19 protein-coding genes and 2 pseudogenes are annotated in these 21,925 nt (G+C 66.7%); 12 read left to right on the forward strand and 9 right to left on the reverse strand.

Going from position 1 to position 21,925, the window contains the following annotated elements:
- Nucleotides 1–948: a hypothetical protein gene (locus HKK72_RS03940; RefSeq protein ID WP_187232842.1), complete on the forward strand. Its 948-nt coding sequence runs from the start codon at nt 1–3 to the stop codon at nt 946–948.
- A 43-nt stretch (nt 949–991) separates the two neighbouring features.
- Here the strand turns inward: HKK72_RS03940 and HKK72_RS03945 are convergent, their stop codons facing one another.
- Both HKK72_RS03945 and HKK72_RS03950 read right to left on the reverse strand, forming a co-directional pair.
- A complete protein-coding gene (locus HKK72_RS03945) occupies nt 992–1,378 on the reverse strand; it encodes an ATP-binding protein (RefSeq protein WP_187232843.1) in 387 nt (128 codons plus the stop codon).
- 754 nt (nt 1,379–2,132) lie between these two features.
- Nucleotides 2,133–2,501 carry a hypothetical protein gene (locus tag HKK72_RS03950; RefSeq protein ID WP_187232844.1) on the reverse strand — a complete coding sequence of 123 codons (369 nt, stop codon included), beginning with the start codon at nt 2,499–2,501 and terminating at the stop codon, nt 2,133–2,135.
- A 238-nt stretch (nt 2,502–2,739) separates the two neighbouring features.
- On the opposite strand from HKK72_RS03950, the gene HKK72_RS03955 reads away from it, so the two are divergent.
- From HKK72_RS03955 to HKK72_RS03965, 3 genes are all read left to right on the forward strand, one after another.
- A complete protein-coding gene (locus HKK72_RS03955; protein ID WP_222720294.1) occupies nt 2,740–3,471 on the forward strand; it encodes a helix-turn-helix domain-containing protein in 732 nt (243 codons plus the stop codon).
- Nucleotides 3,468–3,962 (forward strand): NUDIX hydrolase, encoded by a 495-nt coding sequence (locus HKK72_RS03960; RefSeq protein ID WP_187232845.1) that lies wholly within the window; start codon nt 3,468–3,470, stop codon nt 3,960–3,962. The genes HKK72_RS03955 and HKK72_RS03960 overlap by 4 nt, the downstream gene beginning before the upstream one ends.
- A gap of 241 nt (nt 3,963–4,203) precedes the next feature.
- A complete protein-coding gene (locus tag HKK72_RS03965) occupies nt 4,204–5,601 on the forward strand; it encodes a hypothetical protein (RefSeq protein WP_222720295.1) in 1,398 nt (465 codons plus the stop codon).
- 261 nt (nt 5,602–5,862) lie between these two features.
- Here the strand turns inward: HKK72_RS03965 and HKK72_RS03970 are convergent, their stop codons facing one another.
- The gene (locus HKK72_RS03970) at nt 5,863–8,808 is read right to left on the reverse strand and encodes a DEAD/DEAH box helicase (protein WP_187232847.1); all 2,946 of its coding nucleotides are present in this window, start codon (nt 8,806–8,808) and stop codon (nt 5,863–5,865) included.
- Here HKK72_RS03970 and HKK72_RS03975 point away from each other — a divergent pair.
- Both HKK72_RS03975 and HKK72_RS03980 read left to right on the forward strand, forming a co-directional pair.
- Complete coding sequence (locus HKK72_RS03975; RefSeq protein WP_187232848.1) at nt 8,765–9,307, forward strand: hypothetical protein; 543 nt, start codon at nt 8,765–8,767, stop codon at nt 9,305–9,307. The two genes, HKK72_RS03970 and HKK72_RS03975, sit on opposite strands and share 44 nt — an antisense overlap.
- A gap of 237 nt (nt 9,308–9,544) precedes the next feature.
- Nucleotides 9,545–9,988, forward strand: a complete 444-nt coding sequence (locus HKK72_RS03980; protein WP_187232849.1) for a hypothetical protein — start codon at nt 9,545–9,547, stop codon at nt 9,986–9,988.
- A 31-nt stretch (nt 9,989–10,019) separates the two neighbouring features.
- On the opposite strand, the gene HKK72_RS03985 is transcribed toward HKK72_RS03980, so the two are convergent.
- Nucleotides 10,020–10,904, reverse strand: coding sequence for a LysR family transcriptional regulator (locus HKK72_RS03985; RefSeq protein ID WP_187232850.1), 885 nt, complete (start codon nt 10,902–10,904; stop codon nt 10,020–10,022).
- A 69-nt stretch (nt 10,905–10,973) separates the two neighbouring features.
- On the opposite strand from HKK72_RS03985, the gene HKK72_RS03990 reads away from it, so the two are divergent.
- Entirely contained in the window at nt 10,974–11,699 is a 726-nt protein-coding gene (locus tag HKK72_RS03990) for an SDR family NAD(P)-dependent oxidoreductase (RefSeq protein WP_187232851.1), read from the forward strand.
- A gap of 527 nt (nt 11,700–12,226) precedes the next feature.
- Here the strand turns inward: HKK72_RS03990 and HKK72_RS03995 are convergent.
- Nucleotides 12,227–13,567, reverse strand: coding sequence for a phytase (locus HKK72_RS03995; RefSeq protein WP_187232852.1), 1,341 nt, complete (start codon nt 13,565–13,567; stop codon nt 12,227–12,229).
- A gap of 226 nt (nt 13,568–13,793) precedes the next feature.
- On the opposite strand from HKK72_RS03995, the gene HKK72_RS04000 reads away from it, so the two are divergent.
- From HKK72_RS04000 to HKK72_RS04010, 3 genes are all read left to right on the forward strand, one after another.
- On the forward strand, nt 13,794–14,159 hold the full coding sequence (locus HKK72_RS04000; protein WP_187232853.1) for a MerR family transcriptional regulator: 366 nt from the start codon (nt 13,794–13,796) through the stop codon (nt 14,157–14,159).
- A 46-nt stretch (nt 14,160–14,205) separates the two neighbouring features.
- The gene (locus tag HKK72_RS04005; protein WP_187232854.1) at nt 14,206–15,222 is read left to right on the forward strand and encodes a zinc-binding dehydrogenase; all 1,017 of its coding nucleotides are present in this window, start codon (nt 14,206–14,208) and stop codon (nt 15,220–15,222) included.
- A 156-nt stretch (nt 15,223–15,378) separates the two neighbouring features.
- Entirely contained in the window at nt 15,379–15,852 is a 474-nt protein-coding gene (locus HKK72_RS04010; RefSeq protein ID WP_187232855.1) for a hypothetical protein, read from the forward strand.
- 92 nt (nt 15,853–15,944) lie between these two features.
- Here HKK72_RS04010 and HKK72_RS40585 read toward each other — a convergent pair whose 3' ends face one another.
- The 3 genes and pseudogenes from HKK72_RS40585 to HKK72_RS04020 all read right to left on the reverse strand — a co-directional run bounded on the left by HKK72_RS40585 (nt 15,945) and on the right by HKK72_RS04020 (nt 18,490).
- On the reverse strand, nt 15,945–16,166 hold the full coding sequence (locus tag HKK72_RS40585) for an aldo/keto reductase (RefSeq protein WP_315987061.1): 222 nt from the start codon (nt 16,164–16,166) through the stop codon (nt 15,945–15,947).
- A 121-nt stretch (nt 16,167–16,287) separates the two neighbouring features.
- Nucleotides 16,288–16,536: pseudogene (locus HKK72_RS40590) on the reverse strand (aldo/keto reductase); the annotation flags it as partial.
- A gap of 388 nt (nt 16,537–16,924) precedes the next feature.
- Entirely contained in the window at nt 16,925–18,490 is a 1,566-nt protein-coding gene (locus HKK72_RS04020) for an alpha/beta fold hydrolase (RefSeq protein WP_222720296.1), read from the reverse strand.
- Nucleotides 18,491–18,636: 146 nt separating this feature from the next.
- Between HKK72_RS04020 and HKK72_RS04025 the strand changes: the two genes are divergently transcribed.
- Together HKK72_RS04025 and HKK72_RS04030 are read left to right on the forward strand one after the other, a co-directional pair.
- The gene (locus tag HKK72_RS04025) at nt 18,637–19,926 is read left to right on the forward strand and encodes a sensor histidine kinase (protein ID WP_187232857.1); all 1,290 of its coding nucleotides are present in this window, start codon (nt 18,637–18,639) and stop codon (nt 19,924–19,926) included.
- Nucleotides 19,923–20,621, forward strand: coding sequence for a response regulator (locus tag HKK72_RS04030; RefSeq protein WP_187232858.1), 699 nt, complete (start codon nt 19,923–19,925; stop codon nt 20,619–20,621). The genes HKK72_RS04025 and HKK72_RS04030 overlap by 4 nt, the downstream gene beginning before the upstream one ends.
- Nucleotides 20,622–20,972: 351 nt before the next feature.
- Here the strand turns inward: HKK72_RS04030 and HKK72_RS04035 are convergent.
- Nucleotides 20,973–21,810, reverse strand: a pseudogene (locus HKK72_RS04035) (IS5 family transposase).
- Between the last annotated feature and the right edge of the window lie 115 nt (nt 21,811–21,925).

Genomic DNA, 21,925 nt, shown 5'->3' on the forward strand with positions numbered 1-21,925 from the left:
ATGTCATGGAATCGGATCAGGGTCGATGAGGTCCTGAGCAGGGATGAAGTCCACGCTCGGTGCAGTGACTCGCAAGGGCAGGGCCGTGGACAGCGATATGGGGGCATCGCCACGCCGAAGGCAACGCCGGACATACTGCTGTTCGATACCTCCGCTGGCGACGAGCACGGCTACATCTACGACGGCCCTCACGAGGACGGCACGTATCACTACACGGGCGAGGGCCAGGACGGCGACCAGAAGTTCATCAAGGGCAACCTCAAAGTCCGGGACCATCGGCAGCTCGATCTGAGGCTTCAACTCTTCAAGGGCGTGAGTTCCGGCAAGCTGAGGTACTTGGGCGAGTACCGCCTTGATGAGCGACAGCCACACTATGAAGGCGAATCCACCGACAAGCATGGCGACCTGCGGAAGGTGATCGTTTTCCGTCTTCGAGGTGCTCGCTCGCCAGTCGAGCTCGATGAGCCGATGCCCGCTGGGCAGCTGCGGGTCGATGACATCGACCTGACGGACGAAGCGGAATCGGTCCTGGTGCACCAGCTGGGTGGGTCCAGAGAAGCCAAACTTCGCGAAGCCAGCCTCGTCAAGCGATACGTGGAGTGGTTGAAAAAGCAGGGTTGCGAAGTGACTCGCAAGAGAATCTCTCTGCCAACACCTGGATCCGCCCTGACCACAGACCTATATGACGAGACGAGGTCTGAGCTCATCGAAGCCAAGAGTTCAGCTGCTCGTCCTTACGTCCGACTTGCCCTCGGCCAGATCTTGGATTATTCCCGTTTCGTCAACTCAGCGAGACAGCGCGCCGTTCTCTTCCCGACGCGTCCGGTTGCTGATCTGGTCAGGCTGCTGCATAGCCACGGTGTTGTTTGCATCTACGAGGACGGAACTCCTGCCGGGCAGTTCCACCGAGAGGAGCCACCTCCAGCAAACGAGCAGACGTCGCCGTAGGTCACGTTCGCTCTAACGGCCCTACCTGCGCCAACGACACCAGTCAAAATGTGATGTCGAACCACGTCGTACGGCCCTCGTCTTCAAGTTGCGTACGCCAGGCATCGGCGAGTTCCTCCACGATGTGGAGGCCGTGGCCGCTTTCCGCGAAGCCGCTCCGCAGCGCCTGTGGCTCGGTGTCGGCGCCACCCTCATCGACCACATGGACACGCACTCGGTCCGCATGCACTTCCAGGGCAACCAGGACGTGGCCCCCTCTACCGGAGGCGGTGTGGATGATGCAATTGGTGACCAGTTCGCTGGCGCACAACTCAATCCGATGGATCTCCGGGTGGTCGGTCCCCAGCGCATCGCGCAGAAAGCGGCGAACCGCCGCCACCGAACCAGCGACGCCAGGAAAAATTTCTCGTGCGAGCCAGAGAGCGCCCACGTCGTGCTCAGTGCGGCCGACGTCAAACGCTGGTCCACGACTCACCCTGACGCCGCCAGTGTGGAAGGGATCCAAGATCCGATGCGCCGCTGCGATGTCCCATCGACCATGCGAGATGCTCCAAGCCACCCTGGTTGGCGGTGTCGTCTCGCGGGCGCAACGGCATGAGGCGCCACAACCACCGGGGACGCTAACTGCGCTACTGCTTGGCCGGAATTCGGTCTGGCAGCACCCGGCATCGCAGTTGGAAGCGGCGGACGGGCATACGCGGCAATGATCGCGTTGGCGAGTTGTTGAGGAGTCTCCGCCTCGATGAGCTGGTCGCCGACCAATGCCCAGTAGTGGCGAGTCGCCTGACCGAACCACAGGGTGACAGTGGGAAATTGCCTTCTAAGCAGGTGGAGTTCGTATGCCGGGTTCACACTCGGACCCTTTCGTCGGCTTGGCCAGGCTCTGCCCCTGGCCATTTTTTGAAGGTGGACAGTCGGGCGCCCGTGCAGCCAGCGGACCAGCGCTGTGCGGACACCCTGCCGCCAGTTCTCACCAGTGGCCGGCACGGCGGTGCGGGATACGACCTCCGGGGGCGTAAGGCCGAGATCTCCGCACTGCCGCGCCGGCCTGGAGTCGTACGACCTGGTACGTCTGCTCCGGCGACCACCAGGCCGTACGACGTCGTCCGGGCCTTCCCCTGCCCGAGACGTTGAAGCGGGCGCGCCGTCCGCGCCAGTCGGCGCGCCCACGATCATGTGCCACATCACGCCCATGGCTGCGGTCCGCCCTCGTCGGCGACGTCCGTCACAGGTCCACACAGTTGGAGCCGCCCCTGCTGGATCTGGTCGGCCAGGCCAGAGATCGCCTCTGGTGGGATCGCGTCGCCGAGCACCTCGGGTGGGTCAGTGAACAGTGGACCGAGATTTCCCCATGAAGGCGGCTGGGTAATTTCGTCCCACACCGCCGCGCTGCTGCCCGGGTCGATCCGGCACCGTGCTACCAAACCCTCGTAGACGTAGGCGGGCAGGGAAAAGCTGAACGCCACTCGATGAACCAGTCCGCGCGTGCCGATCGGAGCGATTCGCAGCGCTTCGCAAACGTGGGACAGGGCGCGAGCGTGTTCGTCGGTCACCCCAAGTGCTCCGGGTCCGCTAGAGACGCCGCGAGGCGCTATGAGGGTCCACAAGTACAGTCGCAGCGGCTCCCGCAGTTCACGTACCGGCACCGCGCCCACCTTTCGATGTCTGCTCTAAGCGACCTCTACAATCCGCTGTGTAGTCGACCCATGGCGATGACACCGCTAGACATCTACCGACATCTAGCCGTCACGGACATGCCTCAAGGTGTGTCCAGGTGGCACCATCGCCCGCATGAACGAGCGATTGCGCCGCTCAATGCTTCGCCGCGGTCTGGACGTCGGGTCTCTGGCCGAGTCCGCCCAGGTGAGTGTCAAGAGTGTGGAGCGGTGGATACGTGGAGACGTCGTTCCCTACCCCCGCACCCGCTACCGCATCTCGGCGATCTTGCAGGAGGACGAGACCTACCTGTGGCCCGGGTCAGTTGACAAGTCCTCTCTGACAGGAGCCGAGCTGGTCTCGACCTGGCCCCGCCGCAACGACGTACCTCAGCATCTGTGGACCGAGCTCCTGCGCCAAGCGGAGCGGAACGTCGACTACCTCGCGTACGCCGGTCTCTTCCTAACCGAGGAGCATCCGGATTGGATCCCGCTCCTCCGGGCTCGCGCGGAGGCCGGTGTTCGCGTACGGCTACTCATCGGCGATCCGCTCGGGCAGCAGTTGGTCTCCCGCGACACGGAGAAGCAAATCGGTGGTGGTGTCGCGGGGCGGGTCGCCGCCGTCCTGGCCTACTACAAGCCGTTGGCGGGCTTGGTCGCGATCCGGCTGCACGACACCCCGCTGTACAACTCCGTCTACCGATTCGACGACGAGATGATCGTGAACTCACACGTGTACGGCATCCTCGCCGCGTACACGCCGACCATGCACATCCGCCGGGTCGACGGCGCCTACTTCAGCACCTACCTGGAGTCGTTCGAGCGCGTATGGGCGTCCGCCCGCCCGCTGGACGGTGATGAGGCATGAGCCCCAAGAGGACCCGCCGCATCGACTACTGGCAGGATCCGAACGCTCCGAAGCCGACGAGCCGCAAGCCATCGGCGAGCGCGCTCGTACGGGATGAGGCCGGCCGTGTGCTGCTCCTCCGCCGCACCGACAACGACCTGTGGACCATCCCGACCGGCGGCCTAAAGAAGAACGAGACGATCCGTGAGTGCGGAGTCCGCGAGTGCAAGGAAGAGACCGGCGTCGACATCCAGATCACGGGCCTGGTCGGGGTGTTCACCACGCCGGAGCACGTCATTGAGTACCGCAAGGGCAAGAAGACGACCGAGGTGCGCCAACCGGTCAACGTCTGTTTGCACGCCCGCCCGACCGGCGGGCAGGCCGCCACAACCGATGAAGCGTCCGAGGTTCGCTGGGTAGCTCCGGCAGATCTCGGCTCCTACGAGATCCATCCAGCACTACGCCGCCGCATCGACCACGGCTTGAATAACGCAGAGCCACATGTCGACTGATAGCAAGGACAGCGATAAGCAGTTACCCAGCCGCCCGGACGGACAACACGGTATGCCACTCCCGTACCCCTGACGACGACGCGCCCTTGCCGCTCATCCTTACTGCAACTTAAAATATACTTTTCAGCACCGACACGGCAGAAACGGACATACTTTCCCCAGCAGACAATCGACATCATGCGGGGTCCGCCGTAGCCCTCCGGGCCCTTCGAAAGGCTGGATGCCATACATGGTGTACCTAATGACGATCGCATCGGACGAGCTAGACCGGATACAACCAGATCTCCTCGTTAAGCAACGGCTTACAAAGGCTTTCCCTAAGAGCATCCTGCGGCTCGCGGGTCCCGTGGACGCGGCGATCGCACTGGTCTTCAACTACGGATCTGCCGAAAATCTGACATACCGAAACCTCTCCTGGATCGGCGCTGTTACGCAGCGCGGCACTGTGGGAGCCCTTGATCGAAGCATCACCGTGGATCCACTCCGCAAGCTCCCTATCGAAGTCCCGTTCGACGGGGCTGGTGGCCTACTCGCCGCCATTCCAGACGAGTTGCAGAAAGAATTTTATACGCATGCCGCCTTTGATGGGGTCGGGGTGTGCGGCCGTAAGCTCTGGCGCGCGATCGAGAAGAAGCTGAGAGAGAGCCACCCTGAGTTGGCCAGGCTTCTCGACTGGTTGGGTGCCCTCGCGTCACCTCCGGTGTTCGACCCTAGTGACCCCGCAGACCGCGCATGGCAGGAACAGCAGGACGCTGCTGCTACGGTGACTCGGCTTGCAGGCCTGCCTTCTGCCGCCCTCGCGGCTTGGCTTAGGCCTGCGTCACGAGACGCGCCCTACCTCGCAGGACTCCATCCGGAGCCTGTCGAGGCCGGCTTGATTGATCATGATGTTCGTCAGGCAGCCACCGCATTCGGTATGACGAGTTCGTGGTTGCAGGGCGACAGCGCCCGATGCGACATTCACGTACTCCGTGATGAGAGTCATCGCGTCCTGGAGGTTATCAATGTCAACAACACTCGCGTTGAGGCCAGGCTCGGGACCGATCTAATCTACTACCACCAGCCGACCGAGAGTTTCGTTCTCCTACAGTACAAACGCCTCGACCGAAAGAAGTCCATCTATGTCAATAAACAACTACGGGGCCAGTTGAAGAAGCTCGAAGAGGTAGCCAGCAGGAGCAGACCCCCACGGAAGCCGAGCGATTGGCGAATGGGCTCCGACTCATGCTTTCTAAAACTGGCCTACTGGCCGCAAAAGTCAGAAGGAATTGCCCCCGGTAGCCTGTGTCCAGGAATTTATCTGCCGCTCTCCTACGTCCACATACTTCTGAGTGACGACTGCACACGCGGCTCTGGCAAGGACCCAAAGACACGTCTCCTGGGCTACCAACAGATCGAGCGTTACCTTGTTGGGTCTCAATTTGTGGAGTTGGTGAGACACGGTCTGGCTGGCACCGTAGGTACCACTGTCGAGCACCTGCGCGCCATTGTAGATCGCCGCGTCCAGGAGGGGAACAGCGTCATGGCCGTTGCGGAACGAGGGCCCGAGACGATTGCCGGCCGCCAACAGCGAGCCCGAGATCGGGGATCGAAGCCGCTGAGGTACAATCATGGCATCGTCCAAGACCCCTTGTTTTGACATGCCATAAATCAGGCCTCAACAACGCCGTTCCATCATTTAATACGACACCACGGTTGCGCATATGCCGGTGGGCATTGGAAATGCTTCACATCGGGCCGCCGACCTCATTTTCCACGACCGGACGCTTAGCCTGTACGGCCCAATAGTCCACATGGACCCCCGCAACGGGAAGCGGTCCTAGAACGACGGCCTGTTCAACCACTTCGCGTCTCAGGCCACGCAACTATGGAAGGCCGGGCGACAAGCAGCAATCTCCTCTCACAGGGAATCGAGCCGGCGGAGCAAGGTCTGATCACTCGGGAAATCCCGCCAGGCGTCCACGAGATGGCGGTGGATACGAGGCAGGTCGGCTGAGTCCAATTCGAGCTTGCGCGCGGTATCGCGGAGCAGAGGGATCTGCGCCGCGAACGTCTCCGGCGTCAGCGCGACGCGAGCAACGTGGTCCGCATAGACGATCTCTTGCCGGGTGTTCAGCATCGGGATCGGCAGCGTCCGGCGCAGTGGACCGGCCGGGACGTGTGTCCGTCCCTGGCGTCGGCGGCTCGGTGTCCATGGAGCCCATTGCTTGGTCGGCAGCTCTCCGATGGCGCCGACCTCGTCCAGCCAGCGGTGACCGGCCTGCCGGGCCCGGTCCAGGTATCGGAGCAGGATCTGCGCAGCAGCCTGAGCATCGTGGCTTGCGGTGTGCGCCTGTGCGATAGAGACGCCTTCTTCCGCCGCGCAGTACGCGAGTGCAAGGGACCTCTGCCCAGGGCTGAACCGTCTGGCGAGGTCGAGTGTGCAGAGGACGAGCAGGTCGTCCGGAGCGGCCCCGGTGCGGGCGAACTCGGTGGTCAGCATGGCCGAGTCGAACGTCGCGTTGTGCGCGACGAGAACCGCACCGTCGATCAGCTCGGCCAGGTCTCCGGCAATGTCGGAAAAGGTCGGGGCGCCTGCGAGGTCACCGGCGGTGAGCCCGTGGATATGCGTCGGTCCCGGTCCGGTGTCGTTGTACAGGACGGTCGTGTACGACCGCCGGAGGGTGCCGTCGGGGTCGAGCCGGAGGACCGCGACTTCGACGATCCGGTCGTGCAACGCGTCAAGCCCGGTGGTTTCGACGTCGATGACGGCGTAAGGAAGCGACCCGATCTCATGGCGCACCGGCTTGGTCAGCACCTGCACCGAGTGATGGGCGGGTGTCGTCCTCTCGGCGGCGGCGACGAGGTCCGGCAGCGCGGCCCATGTCGCCGGCACGTCGAGCTTGCGCGCCGCATAGGCGGTAGTGAGGAGTTCGTCGCCGAGGACGTCATCGTACTTCTCCAGGAACTTGTCGGGGACGAGGGCGGCGAGTTCCTCCGCCTCTGGAGCCGGGCCGGCCGCCAGGGCCGCCAGCAGGTCGAGCGCTTGCCGGGGCGCGGTATCGGACAGGATCAGAACGGCTCCCTCATGGCCTACCGAGACGTCCTGCTGGTGCAGGGCCAGCGCGAGCGTGCTCATGATCGTGTCTCCGCGCAGCGGGACGAGCAGGGTGTCATTGCCCCAGCCGACGACGGAGGTCTGGTGCAGGCTCAGGCGCCGGTAGGCGGTGCGGCCTTCGGTGAGCAGTTGCTGAGCTCCGGCGTCCAAATAGATCGGCATGTCCTCGGTCTCGTAGACCAGGCGCATCTCACTCCTGACCCGGTCGTGGACATCCGCTGCGCCGCCCGCGAAGGGCGGGGCGTTCCCGCCGCCGGCGGGGGTCAGCTCGATCACCTTGCCGCGCTGGTCAACGGTGACGATCTTCCACCGGCGACCAGCGAAGATCATCAGATCGCCCACCAGCAGCGGGTAGCCGATGGGCAGGGAGCCGAGAGTCCGTCCGCCGGTGACCAGGCGGTATTCCTCCGGTGAGGCGAACGCCGCGAAGAAGGTGTGGTGGTTCGCGATGCGCTCGCCCTCCTGGCCGTGCAGCAGGAGACCGTCTCGTTCCTGACGGAGCAGGTCGGCCGCACCGAGATCGCGCAGCAAGGTCTTGAAGAGCTGCTGGTCGACGTGCCGGAACGGGCCATGCACGCAGAGAACCTGGTACGCGTCCTGTGGCATGACGCCACCGTGCTGAGAGATCATCGACAGGATCTGCTGCACGAGCGTGGACAGGTGCAGACCGCCGGCCTCGGGTGGCTCGTACCAGCGACCCAGCAACAGGTTGACAACGGCGATGATCTGGACCAGCTGGGTGCGCAGTTCGTCCTGCGGTCTGGATTTGGACGTGACCTCGGGCTCGGTCACGTACATCCACAGGATCGCGGGATCGCCCCGGCGGCCCGCCCGGCCGAGGCGCTGCCGTTGCGCGGCGACCCCGGGCGGCGCTCCGATCTGTGCGACCGACTTGATCGAGCCGATGTCGATGCCCATCTCCAGGGTGGAGGTGCAGATGGCGGTCATCGGCAGCGAACTCTCCTTGAGGCGAGCCTCGGTGTCCTCCCGGATCTCCTTGGAGAGGCTGCCGTGATGCGGCACGAACTCGTTATTGTTGGAGCCGCGCAGGGTCGTGAACAGGTGATCGGCGACCGCGCGTTTGCCGCTCCCGGCGATGTTCTCGCCCTGCTCGTCAGCGGGCGCACGTTCCTGCCCGCGGCGAGGTGCTTCGTCCAGGTAACCCTTGACCTGGAGGCGGAGCTCCTGGGCATCGGACGATGAGCTGATGATGTGCACCTTCTCGCCGCCGCCCGGCCGGAGGAACTCAGCCGCCGACTTCATGTCGCCGAGCGTCGCCGACAACCCGATGCGCGGGATCGTGTGGCGTACGGCCAGTTCAAGCCTGTGCAGTAGAGACTGGAGCTGGGCGCCGCGTTCGGTGCCGATGAAGGAGTGCAGCTCATCGATGACGATGTGGCGGACGCCGCGGAACATGGTGGGCATGCGGGTGCCACGGTTGACGAACAGCGCCTCCAGCGACTCCGGCGTGATCAGCAGGATCCCTGAGGGCTGCCGGACGAGACGCGCCTTGCGGGACGCGTCGACGTCACCGTGCCATCGATGCACCGGGATCTCGAGTTGCTCGCACAGCTCTTCGAGCCTGCCGAACTGGTCGTTGATCAAGGCCTTCAGCGGGCCGATGTAGACCGCACCGAAACCGTTCGTAGCCTCGGCATCGGCGAGCGCGGAGCAGATCGGCAGGAACGCCGCCTCGGTCTTCCTCGTGGCCGCCGATCCGGGGCTCTCGGGCCTGGAGGCGCAGACCAAGGCCACAGGCTCACCGGCGGCCCGGGACGGCCGCACGCGCGCCGTTACCGCCCCGCTGTTCGTCGGAGTCCTCGCCGGGACCGTAGTGATCATGCTGGTTCTCGGGCCGCAGCTGGTCGGCGGCGTGGACAAGGGCCGCTCGGGCGCCCCGGCCCCCGCATCGGACCAAGGACCGGTGGACAGTGTCCCGGCCGCCTTCCACGGCACCTGGCGAGGGACGGCCGTCAACCAGCAGGGCGCGCGTTTCCCGGTCCAGGTCACCTTCCAAAGCGGGCGGACCACCGCGACCGTGCTCTACCCGCCGCCGACGGGCTGCAACGGCACGCTCACCCTGACCGAGGGCACCCAGAGCCGGCTCAGCATGGCCCTCCGGATCGGCCAGCCGTGCACCGACGGAGGAGCCGTCACCGTGACCCCGCAGGCCGACGGCTCACTCGACTATGCCTGGGCGAAGCAGGGCACCGGCCTCCGCTACCGGGCCACCCTCAACACCGGCTGACACACCGCCGCATGGGCTACTACGGCTGCGGCCATTTGTAAGGGTCTTCCACGATACCGCTCACCTCGAACGGCGCGCAGAATTCAGTCCTGTAGCGCGAGCGCACAGACCGCGTAACGGCAAAGGCGCGCCTCCCGCGGCGGCGACCGGAGTGGCCAGGTGGCCTTCGGCGTACCAAGGGGCAGGTTCCGTCCTCGTCGAAGGCGAGGTCTGTCCAGTCGATGGAGGAACGCACACATGGCCGAACACGAAGAACGCACCATGAAGCGTCGCAGCCGCGGCGCCTGGCGCTTGGTGGCAGCGCTGTCCCTGGCGTTCGGCGGCCTCGTGCTCCCGGCGGCGCCGGCCAATGCCGGCGGAAGCTGCAGCTTCGGTTGCTCAGAGACCCACAACATCTCTCCGTACGGCGTACTCGCAGGCCGGGACTGGTGTACGGACTCGATCTGCCCGGGAAGCCAGACCATGTCCATCTACACGGGTGGTAAGACGCCCCAGAACGAAGACTGGGACGGATTCCGCGTCGACGCCGGCTGGTGCTACACCGTGCAGTGGTGGGTCTATGGCCTACCCGCCGAAGACCTTGTCCACTACGACCAGCGAGGTAGGGGCTCCCGGTGGATCCAGGTCCACAACTACGAGACCGCCGTGGTGATCAGACAAAGCACCGGCGCCTGCCTTTGATGACCAGGCAGAGGGCTTCTGTGCTTGACGACTAGACCCGCTGCTTCGGCACCTTTCCGTCCTCGTCGAGCACACCTTCCACTTCGTGGTCGCGGGCGGCGTCTTGTGCCGCCGCCACGCTCGTTGTGATCCGTACGAACGAGGCCAGTTCCGGGGAGCGGCGGTCCGCGGCCCAGGCGATGAGCAGCCGCGTCGGTGCCGCGTCGATCACCGGTACGCAGGCGACGTCACGGCGGAGCAGGTGCCGCAGCGACGTCGGCAACAGGGCCGCCGCCCGCCCGAGTGCCACCAACTGCATCGCCTCCGACGGGTTGGCCGCCAGCCGCTCAGCGGGCAGGAGTTCGCCGTCGAGATCGGCGAGGCTCACCTGCGGCGCGGCGGCGAGCCGGTGGCCGACCGGCAGCGCGACGACCTGGTCTTCGACCAGTAGCACCTCGCTGTCGAGTCCGTCGAGGTCCGCCTGGTGCCCGTGCACGAACGCCACGTCGGCCGCCCCGCTGCGGAGCAGCCCCGGCTGCTCTCCGGCACCACAGGTGCGCACGTCGACCTCGACGGCGTCCGGCTCGTCGCGGAAGGACTGGAGGATCGCCGGCAGCAGTCCGGCGTCGCTGCCCGGTTTCATGACGAGCGTGAGACTCGACCTGGGCACGGCCGCCTTCCGCGTACGCGCCACCGCCGCGTCGATCGCCTCGAGCACCCGGCGCGCTTCCCGCAGCAGTTCCTCGCCCGCCGGGGTGAGCGACACCCGACGGCTGGTGCGTTCCAGCAGCACGACGCCGAGCCTGCGCTCCAGCCGGCTGATCGCCCGAGACAGCGGCGGCTGGGCGATGCCCAGGCGCTCGGCGGCACGTCCGAAGTGACACGTTTCGGCGACCGCGACGAAGTACGTCAGCTCCCGCGTCTCCAACCGATCCATACCTCCACGGTATGCGTGCCCGACCCGATCGGTGTTGGTCGCCGGCCCCGCCGATGGTGTGGTTTCCACATGACCACCATCGCACTCGTCACCGGCGCCAACCGGGGCATCGGCAACGCGATCGCCGAGCAACTCGCCGGCCTCGGCACGACCGTCCTCGTCGCCGGCCGCGACCTCGCCCGCTGCAGCGACGCCGCAGCGGCGATCGGCCCAGGTGCCCATCCGGTCCTGCTGGACGTCACCGTGCAGGCCACCGTCGACACCGCGGCCGACCTGGTACGTGAACGTTTCGGCCGCCTCGACATCCTGGTCAACAACGCCGGTATCAGCGGCCGGATCGGCGTCACGCCAAGCGCGGCCGACATCGATGACGTACATGCCGTCTTCGACACCAACGTATTCGGCGTCATCAAGGTCACCAACGCGATGCTTCCGCTGCTGCTGCGATCCCCGGCCGGCCGGGTCGTCAACGTCAGCAGCAGCGTCGGCTCGATGACCCGGATGAGCGACCCGGCCCACTACTTCGCGGCGCTGCCGGCCATGGCGTCGTACCCACCGGCGAAGTCGGCGCTCAACTCACTGACCGTGCAGTACGCCAAGGAGCTCCGAGCGCGCGGCATCCTCGTCAACGCCGCCGACCCGGGCGCCTGCGCCACTGACTTCACCCGACCGCTCGGCATCACCATCGACCGCACGGCCGACCAAGGCGCCGCCATCGCCGTACGCCTGGCGACGCTGCCCGCCGACGGGCCAACTGGCCGCCTGTTCAACGACGACGGCCCGATTCCCTGGTGAACAAGCAGAGCACCGGCGCCTGTCTGTGACCGAGGAAAGCGCCTCTGCTCGCCCGTTCTCTCGTGCGTCCGGCGGCGAACAACTGCATGATCACGGCGGTGAGGAGGGCCGGCGGCCGAGATGTCCCCAGCAGATCACGATATGCGTTGGAAGGTGACGCCCTCCTCGCGGAGCAGAATGCGCAGGCCCTCGTGGCTGATGTCGTCGACCACCCCCTCGGCGACCAGGAAGTCGGCCAGCTTGGCCAGGCTCCAACCCGTTCAGCCACCCGCACAGACTGGCCGCGGCACACCGTCTGGGCCGGCACCCAGACGGCGCATCATTCGCCTCATCGAACGCAGCGGACACCGTCGAAGCGCCACGGAAAAGATTGCATCTCGCGGGTGCTCTCTTGCTCCGTGGATGTGGAACCGGAGGAGGCCCCATCATCCCGGCTCAGAGGGCACCCGCGTCTTCATGTCCATGCCCCAGCGACTGCTCGGTGGATCGAGCTTTGTCCTGGAGCGGGTCGTTCCCGGATGCGGAGTTCAGCGGAAGCGCGGGTCGTTCCCCGCGCGGGTGTCGACGGTCAGGGACATCGCGCGGGCGATATCGCCCCAGGAGATGTAGGAGAAGTTCGTGGCGTCGCGGTCGGCGTCCACGTCGGGCCCGGTCTCGGGCTCGTCGTGCGAGACGAGGAGGCCCTGCCGGTAGTCGCCAACGGGACGGTTCGTCACGGCGAGCCCGTCGGAGCCGTTGATGTCGTCGACCCCGCCGACGCCCTTGACGCGGAAACTCCCCAACGCACGGTTCACGCCTTGGCGCTCGTAGACCGCGAACGTGTCGTCACCTTGGCTCGACACGAGCACGTACCCGGTCGAGCCGGGCCCGTAGTAGATGTCGACGCCCTCGGCGTCAGCGGTGAGCAGCTTGCCGCCATAGCCCTTGGCGTTCGGGTCGACCGGCCGGCACTCCTCGGTCTCGCTGTCGAAGACGTCGTGGATCCCGAAGTCCTTGACCCGGTCGAGGAGCTTCGGCCGGCTGCCCGAGCCGAGCGGCAGCTGCAGCCGCCACAGGCCGACGTCCTCCTGTGCGGCGTACAGTACGCCCGACGCCTGGTCCACCGCGACGCCCTCGAGTTGGGGCAGCACGCCCGGCTCCTCGCAGGGAACCCAGGTCGTCCCGTCCGGCAACGGGAAGGTGCCCGGCATGGTGAGCCGCCGGATGCCCGTGTAGCCGAGCTTGCCGCCGGTCTCGACGATCCGCGCGGTCGCGATGGTGGTCGCCCCCTCCTGGGTGACGACGGCGTACGTCTCGCCAGGCCGCGGCTGCCAGATGGCGAGGCCGTACGCGGTGTGCTCCTCGTCGACGGCCTCACGGTCGGGGTTGAAGAGGAAGCTCTGGTCGGCCGCGGTGACCTCGGTCAGCGGGGTACGCGCCGCCGTGCCGGCCGAGTCGATGACGAAGAAGCGGAGCTGGTCGTTGTAGCGGTCCGAGACGACGGCGACGTCGACCTTGCGACCCGCCAGGCTGACGCCGTACGCGATGTCGACGTTGTTGTAGCGACCCACTGCGGTGTCGACCCGCGGCGCCTCGGTGGCGGGCAGCGACTGGAGCTCGCGCGAGCCCCTGTCATAGACGCGGAGGCCGCCCTCCTTGGCCGTCACGATCACCAGCGACTTTCGGGAGTCCGCCGGGTGGACCCAGATGGCCGGGTCGTCACCGGACGCGTTCCCGCCGGCCTCGTCGTCGTACAGGATCGGGGTCTCGTTGTCCGTGGTCACGACCGCGGGCTGCCCGGTGGCGGCGCGGACGCCCGCGTGGGGTGGGGCGAGCAGCGCGGCGACGACTGCGCCCACAGTCACTGCGGCATTCAGTGTGTACTTCATGGCCGCAACCCTGTGGCACCAAGATTGCCGCCGATATGACCGGCGGTGGCCATAGGTAAAATCATGACCGAGAACGCCCGAATACCGCATCCTCGGCATCGCTGGACCGCGTCCGAGGCCCTCGGAGTCGATGGAGCCGTACCCCGACGGCTCCGTGTGACCTCTGCTTCGTCGTTCCGCAGAGCATGCTGGAAGTTCGCGGAGCGCCCACGCGTTCCCTCCCTGTATGAGGATCAGTGAAGCCTCGAGGGCAAGCGGCGCGAGTGCGAGGTCGTTGCGGTACTACGAGGCTGAAGGCTTGATCGTCCCTGGTCGTTGCGGCAATGGATACCGCGACTACTGCCGGTCCACCATCGACCGGGTCCTCGCCATTCGCTCGCTGCTGGAGTCCGGGCTGCCCGTGAGGCTGATCAGGGAAATCCTGCCCCACCTCACCGACCGACCGGACGCCGGCGCGAACCTGCTGTGCGCGGAGTTCCTTCACGAGGTGCAGAGCCATCGCGATCGGCTCGCTCAACGCATCGCCGTGCTCAGCGCCCAGCACGCGGCGCTCGACGCCTACCTGCGAGATGCTCGCCACACTGGTCGATGACCGCACTTGACCTTGACGCAAGTGTGAGACTCCTACCTTCCTGTGCATGGAGATCAATGACCAGCACCACACCGCTGAGCAGACGATGCGGGCACTGGTCCAGCGGTCGCACCGCGGGCCGAAGGATCTGATCCTCACAACCGGCCGACGCCGCCCCACCCCGGGTCCGGGCGAGTACCTGATCCGAGTCGGCGCTGCCGGGGTCAACTTCGCGGACGTCATGCAGGCGCACGGAATCTACGGAGGAGGACCCCAGGCCCCCTACGTGGCGGGCTTCGAAGCGGCGGGCGAAATCGTGAGCGTCGGCCTGGACGTCGAGAGCCCCTTCCAGGTCGGCACGCACGTGATCGGAGCCGGCCCAGGTGCCTTCGCGGAGTACATGGCGATGCCGGCCGCGGGTGCGCTTCCCGTCCCGACCGGCTGGAGGGACGCCGAAGCCCTCGGCCTGGTGCTGAACTGGGCGACCGCTCTGGCGGCGCTGAGGCCGCTGGGCGAAATCGAAACAGGCGACGTGGTGCTCATTCATGCCGCGGCAGGAGGAGTGGGTCAGGCCGCCGTCCGCCTGGCCCGGCACTACGGTGCGCGAGTGATCGCCACGGCGTCACCGGCCAAGCATGACACCGTCAGAGCGCTCGGCGTCGACGAGGTCCTGGACAGCACACGCCGCGATCTGGCCGAGGAGATCACTCGCCTGACCGGTGGTGTCGATCTCGTCCTCGAGTCCGTGGGACGCGCGACCTTCAACGTCAGCCTGTCGGTCACCAGGCCCTTCATCGGACGAGTCGTCGTGTTCGGTGCCGCTTCCGGCGACGCCGGCCTGACCACCCACGACCTGGTCTTCAACCACCAGGTGCAGGTCAAAGGCCTGCACATCGGTGCGCTGGCGGCCGCTGCGCCGTCGATCTACCGATCGTTGCTCGTCGAGATCGAAGCGCTCATCGCCGAAGGCGTGTACCCGCCCGGCGCCCCCCAGGCCCACCCCCTCGCCGAGGGGCCGGCGGTGCTCCAGGAACTCGAGGCGGGCAAGACCCGCGGCAAGCACGCACTCGATCCGTGGCGTTAGGAACAGTCGGTGGGTCTCCGCTTGGCAACCGCGACGACATCGGCGGCCTCGTTCTCTTCGAACCGCAGTACATGAACGAGTACCTCCGCCGCGAGGATCGCAATCTGACGCTCGGCAAGGCGGTCATCCCCCGAACTGTTGCGGCGGAGCGTGAAAGTGGTCGTCGTCGGGCGCCACCGGGACCGTCCCCGCAAGTACCTGCCCGACGGCAGAGCCGCCGGGATCCACACGCTGCCGGACGCCGCGAACCACCACCTGTTGGCCTACCCACTGCCCGCGAGCGGCGGGTACGCCGGCGCGCATCCCGTCGTGCGACATCGCTACTCGCGCCTCGTCGACGGACCGCACGACACCGCCCTGGACCAGATCCTCGGCTCCGGGGATCCGGCGACGGTCGAGCAGAAGACGGTCGACAACGAGCTCAAGATCGAGGAGACGATCGCCGGCTTCCGCCGGGCGGGACTGAACGACGACGCGATCATCCGGCGGGTGTTCTCCGCGGAGTACGAGCCCGACGCTCCAGGCGCGTACTACTCGCACAATCTGATCCTGGTCGGCGGGCAGACGTTCGACAACGCCTCCAGGCGGTACCGCGGCTTCTTCCACGACGCCCTGGCCGCCATCGGGTAGTCGCGTGCCGCCGAACCGGTCGTGATGCATCGCATCCTCAACGCCGATCCCTGAGACAGCGGTCCGCGTGCTCAAAACGCTGGTGCTACCAGTCAGCCGGGCAACCGCCGAGAGACCGGATCTTCCTGATCAGGGGACGAAAGGCGTGCCATTTCGTCGTCGGAAAGCCGCAGTGCGCCTGCGGCCACGTTCTGGGCGAGGTGGTCCGGGTTGCCGGTACCCGGGATGGCCAGCACATGTGGCCCCTGCTGCAGTGTCCAGGCCACTCGGACCTGGGCGGCCGTCGCGCCGCGTGCGCGTGCGACGGCAAGCACCCGTGCTCTCCTCGACCTGACCGCGCAGTTGCGCGGGTGTGGCCCACCACCACTCACCGGAGGGATCCCGGCCGGGCCAGACCTTGGTGGCGATGACCAGATCCTCGGGGTACGGCGCCAACGCTCTGTTGATGAGCTCGTTCGCCGAGCGCAGCGAGGAGAAGTAGAACGCGGCCGTGTCGATGTGATTGACGCCGAGTTCGACCGCGCGCCGGAGCACGCTGATCGACCGTTCGCGGTCGCTCGGCGTGCCGAGGTCGAAGGCGGCGCTACCCGTGAGGCGCATCGCGCCGAATCCGATGCGATTGACCGTCAGGTCACCGAGCTTCCAGGTACCCGCATCCGCCGCATTCCTGCTGAATGAGGTCATACCGAATCTCCTTGGCGAGAAGGGCGGATCTTAGGCGCACGCGACCGGCACCGGTCAGCACCGGAGCGGCCGGAGCGTGGAGTCCGCCTGCGGCTAGGCGGCTAGGGCGTGGTCGTTTGCGGTGTGGGCGGCACGAAGGCCGATCAGGTACCAGCATTGCGCATCGCCGTCGCGCCCGCTGTCATGGGCCATGAACCCGGCGGTCTGTGCGAGCTGCCGGCCCGCTCCCGCCGCACCGACTGACCCGGCCATGGTGCCGGGTCAGTGCCCGTTGTGATTCCTCCGGCGGCGCTGAGACAGTGGTTCGAGCGGGATCGGCCGCCCTCACCGGCGGTACGGGCCAAGCGGCCACCGGTGAGCCCGCCGCCCGCTGGTCGATGAAGAAGACCTATGGCCGCATGCCGGAGCATCGGCCCCAGGACAGTCGACCGCTCTCGAAGTAGACGGCCACGTTGGCGCCGCATGCGGGATCCATGAGGACCGACCCGTGCACGTCGTCGTCGACGGTCAGGACCGCACCGCCGATGATCTCCTGCATCTCGGTCGTCCATGTGTAGGGGGACATGGTCTCGTGGAGGTGCCCGGACATCTGCAACGAGGTGCCGGTGTCGCGTACCCGGGTGTCGGTCACCGGCAACGTCCAGCCGGCGCAGCCGACCATGGCGGAGAACTTGCCGAAGTCGCCGGTGAGGGGGTTGCGCTCGAGCCGCTGCCGCCAGGCCGACCACACGGAGGCGAAGTCGCGGAGGCCGGTGTCCTCGTTGCAGAACGTGGCCCGGTTCATGGTCTGGTTGAACTCTTCTGGCGCGTCCGGTGGGATCTCCACCGGGTTGCCGGTGTAGATCTGCTTGAGCGCGGGCGGGGCGGCAGAGCCTGGAGTGTCGCGCAGCTCGTACAGCTCGCGCAGTGCCGTGGCGGTCAGGGGCCAGTCAAGGCTGGTCTGGGCGCACAGCATGCCGATGGTGCCGCCTGTGACGGGGATGTCGAGATCGGTGAAGGTTCTGGGGTCGGCTTCGTAGTGGCGCCGCAGGGCCAGCAGCGTGTCCTGCACCGCCTCGCCGGAGGTGCCGAACCCGTACGTGGCATGGCGCTCAGCCATCCAGTCGGCCATGCGGCGGCAGTTCCGCTCGGTCGCCTCGGCACGGCCCTGCTCGAAGGCCAGGGTGCTGAAGCGGGGGATGGCGATGCTGTCCAGCCACATGCGGCCCACCGTGTGCGGGAACATGCTGCGGTAGACGGCACCCAGCCAGGTGCCCCAGGACAGGGCGAGGAAGTTGAGCTTGCGTTCGCCCAGCGCCGCCCTGATCCGGTCCATGTCCCTGGCGATGTTGGCCGTGGTGAGCTGACCGAGGAACTGCGGGTCGTGGCGTGAACAAGCCTGATTGCCCGCGACCTCCTGCTGGTAGATCTGCCTGGCCGCTTCTTCGGTCAGTGGGCCGGGCGCCGGCTTTCCGCCCGTACTTGCGCCCTTGCCCTCATCTGCGGGCGGGCAGTCGACCTTGTCGCTGTTACCTACGCCGCGCGGATCGAAGCCGATCAGGTCGTAGCGATGGTTGAGCCTGGCGTTCGCCGAGTTCATCATGACGTGGTCGATCGGCATCAGGTAACCGGCCCCGCCGGGGCCGCCGGAGTTCAGCGCCAAAGCACCGAGGCGGCGTGACGGGTCGGCGGCCTTGAGCCGGGTGACCGCGATGGTGATCTTCTTGTCACGAGGCCGGCGGTAGTCCAGCGGCACCTCCAGCGTGCCGCACTCGGTGCGGGCCAGAAGCCGCCGGAACTCCTGCGCCCGCTGCCCCTCGAGCCCTCGGCCGCGCAATACGGCGTCGGAATAGGACGGGCAGCCTTTCCACCGGATCGCCTGGGGTGGGGCAAGGTCGCGGGTCGCCGCCGATGCGGCGGTCGTCCCGGATGCCGCGAGGACGACGACGGCGCCCAGGCTGAGAAGGGATCGCATGTTGACCATGGGCCTACTCTCGGCTCACCAGGCCTCCACGCACATCCGCCCCCAGATCCCACTCGGGGGGTGAAAGGTCTGTCTGCGGTTGTACGAGGATGCGACTTTAGGCAGACGCGACAGGCCGGGCCTTATGGTGAACTGCCATGGTGGATGGCGTTGCAGGCGATCTGCGGACGTGGGCGGGCAGGGCCACGGTTCGAGACACCGGTCTGGCCTTGGCGCTGCTGGCGGCCTGTGTGGTGCTCAACGACCCGAATACCGCCGTGCGCAAGCACGCCGGAAGCGGCTTCGGTCCACCGTGGCCGGCGGAGCTGTGGATCTGGTGGGGGGCGACGCTCATCGCGGTACTGGGCACGGCGCTGCGGCACCGGTGGCCGCTGCCGCTGCTGGCGCTCTGTGCGGGGGCGGCCACCGTTCATCTGGCGCTGGCGCCACCCTTGACCATCGTCGACCTGGCGGCGCCGATCCTGCTCCACACGGTCGCGATCAGCCATCGCCGCACGGTGTCCGTGGTGGTGCTGGCGGGCCTGGGGGCGACGGTGGTGTGCTGGAGCGCCGCGGGCATGATGGGCACCTCCACGTCCATGACGACGGTGGAGGTCGCACCGACCGCGGCACCGGCCGAACCGATGACCGTGAGCGTTCAGCGAATGTCCAGGTCGGTACCGGCCAGCGCCCCGTTGGTCATCGTCTCCGTCTTGGTGGCGGCCTGGGCGACCGGATCGGGCGCGCGAAGCCGCGCCGCGTACCTGTCGCAGCTCCGCGCCCGGGCCGTGGCCCTGGAACGGGAACGCGACCAGCAGGCGGAGCTGGCGGTGGCCACCGAACGTTCCCGGATCAGCCGTGAGCTGCACGACGTCGTCGCGCACGGCCTGTCCGTGATCGTCATCCAGGCCCAAGGAGGTCACGCCGCGCTGGACAACCGGACGGGCGACGCCCGCCGCGCCCTGGAGGCGATCATCACCACCGGACGCGGCGCCCTGGCCGAAATGCGCCACGTGCTCACCTCGACCGGACAGATCAACCCGGCCCTTCACCCTCAACCGGGCCTGGCCCACCTACCCCAGCTGATCGACCAGGTGAACACGACAGCCATCCCCGTCACCCTGCGCGTGGAGGGCACCCCCACTCCATTGCCGCCCTCCACCGACCTGGCCGCCTACCGCATCGTCCAGGAAGCACTGACCAACACCATGAAACACGCCGGCGAACGAGCGCGTGCGCGCATCCTGGTGTCGTACGACGACAGCGGCGTGCGATTGGACATCAGCGACGACGGGAGCGGCTCCAATGGTGGCATCAGCGCCGGGCAGGGGCTACGTGGCATGCGCGAACGGGTCGGGCTGCTGGGCGGAGACCTCCACGCCGGACCCGGACCGCATGGGGGCTTCGTCGTGCACGCCCGGCTGCCGCTCGACGGGGCCGCCCGATGATCCGCGTCCTGCTCGCCGACGACCAGGCTCTCGTCAGGACCGGCTTCCGAATGATCCTCGAGAACGCGCCCGGCATGCAGGTCGTCGCCGAGGCCGCCGACGGGAGCACCGCAGTGGAAATGGTCGGGCAGTCCCGTCCTGACATCGTGCTCATGGACGTGCGCATGCCCGAACTCGACGGAATCGAGGCCACCCGCCGGATACGCCGGCAGCCGGAGGCACCGAGGGTGCTCATGCTCACGACCTTCGACCTCGACGAATATGTCTACGCCGCGCTCCGGGCCGGCGCCAGCGGATTCCTGCTGAAAGACACCCTTGCCGGCGACCTGCTTTCGGCGATACAAGCGGTGACGTGCGGGAATGCGATCGTGGCTCCGAGTGTGACCCGCCGACTCATCGAACGGTTCATCGGCACAGGCCGAGAAATTCCCCGCCACTGCGCGGCCGACCTCGAGGTCCTCACCGAGCGCGAACGCGAGGTGCTCCAGCTCATCGCCCGTGGCCTGTCCAACACCGAGATCGCCGCCCACCTGTTCCTCTCCGAAGGAACGGTCAAGACCCATGTCAGCCGCATCCTGTCCAAACTCGGCCTGCGAGACCGTGTCCAGGCCGTCGTTATGGCCTACGAGTGCGGTCTGGTCCATATCGGAGAGTCAAGCATTCACGTACAACCGACTTCTCCAAGGAGAAGTTGAGCACGTTGAACGTGAAGCATGTCGACTTATAAGTATTTTCCACGATGCGCTCACCTCGAATGGCACGCAGAATTCAGTCCTGGAGCGCGAGCGCCCGCGGCGCCGGCCGATGCCGGCGAGAGCCGCAGCTTCGGTTGCTCGGAGACCACAACAACCCTCCGTACGGCGTACTCGCAGGCCGGGACTGGTACACGGACACAATCTGCCCCGGAAGCCAGACTACGACCAGCGAGGTAAGGGCTCCGATGGATCCAGGTCCACAACTACGAGACCGCCGTGGTGAACAAGCAGAGTGCGGGCGGCCAATGCCCCCGGCAGCGGCGGCTAGGCGGCTAGGCAGTGTCCCGCGGATCATTTGACTGGGTCGCGGAGCCAGATGCGGATCGAGGCGACGTCGATGGTGCCCTGGTAGATGCGTTCTCTCTTGTCGTAGCGCGTGGTGACCGCGCGGGAGTTCTTAAGCTTGTTGAAGCAGCGTTCGACGGTGTTGCGTTCGGTGTAGCGGTCGCGGTCGAACGCTGGTGGCCGGCCTCCGGACGAGCCTTGTCTGCGCCGGTTGGCCTTCTGGTCCTCCTTGACCGGGATGACCGCCTGGATGCCGCGTCTGCGCAGATAGGCCCGGTTAGCGCAAGAGGAGTAGGCCTTATCGGCCATCACGGCACCGGGCCTGCGACGCGGACGTCCCAGACCACGGCGCGGAATACGAACAACCTCCATCAGCGGGATGAACCGCGGGGAGTCACCGTGCTGTCCCGGACTGGTCAGCCGGGCGATCGGCCGGCACCGCCGGTCCGCGACCAGGTGAATCTTCGTACTCAGCCCTCCCCGGGACCGGCCCAACACCTCCCGGCCGACCGAATTCTTGTCATTCGATCCAGCCCCCCGCACGGTCATCAGCGGCCGGAGCCCGCCGGGCCCCAGCCGCGTGCTGATGCGCACGAGCGATGGTCGAATCCGCACTCACCGTCCAGTCCTTGCCCTCGGCCTCATCACACCCGGCCCGCAGCCCATCGAGGATCCTGGCCCACGTCCCGTCCAGTGACCAGCGACGATGCCGGTTATAGACCGTCTTCCAGTTCCCATAACAGCCAGGCAGATCACGCCAAGGACCGCTCGTACGGGCCCGGAAGAACACACCATTGATCACCATCCGATGATCAGCCCACCGGCCACCACGCCGCGGCCTCATCGACGGCAGCAACACCTCCAACCGAGCCCATTCACCATCGGTCAGATCGTGCCGCTTCAACCGCTCCTCATCCACAGAACTGATCTACCAGACAAACCAAACCAAGATCTACGAC

This window comes from Actinomadura sp. HBU206391, assembly GCF_014323665.1.
Lineage (GTDB): Bacteria > Actinomycetota > Actinomycetes > Streptosporangiales > Streptosporangiaceae > Actinomadura_C.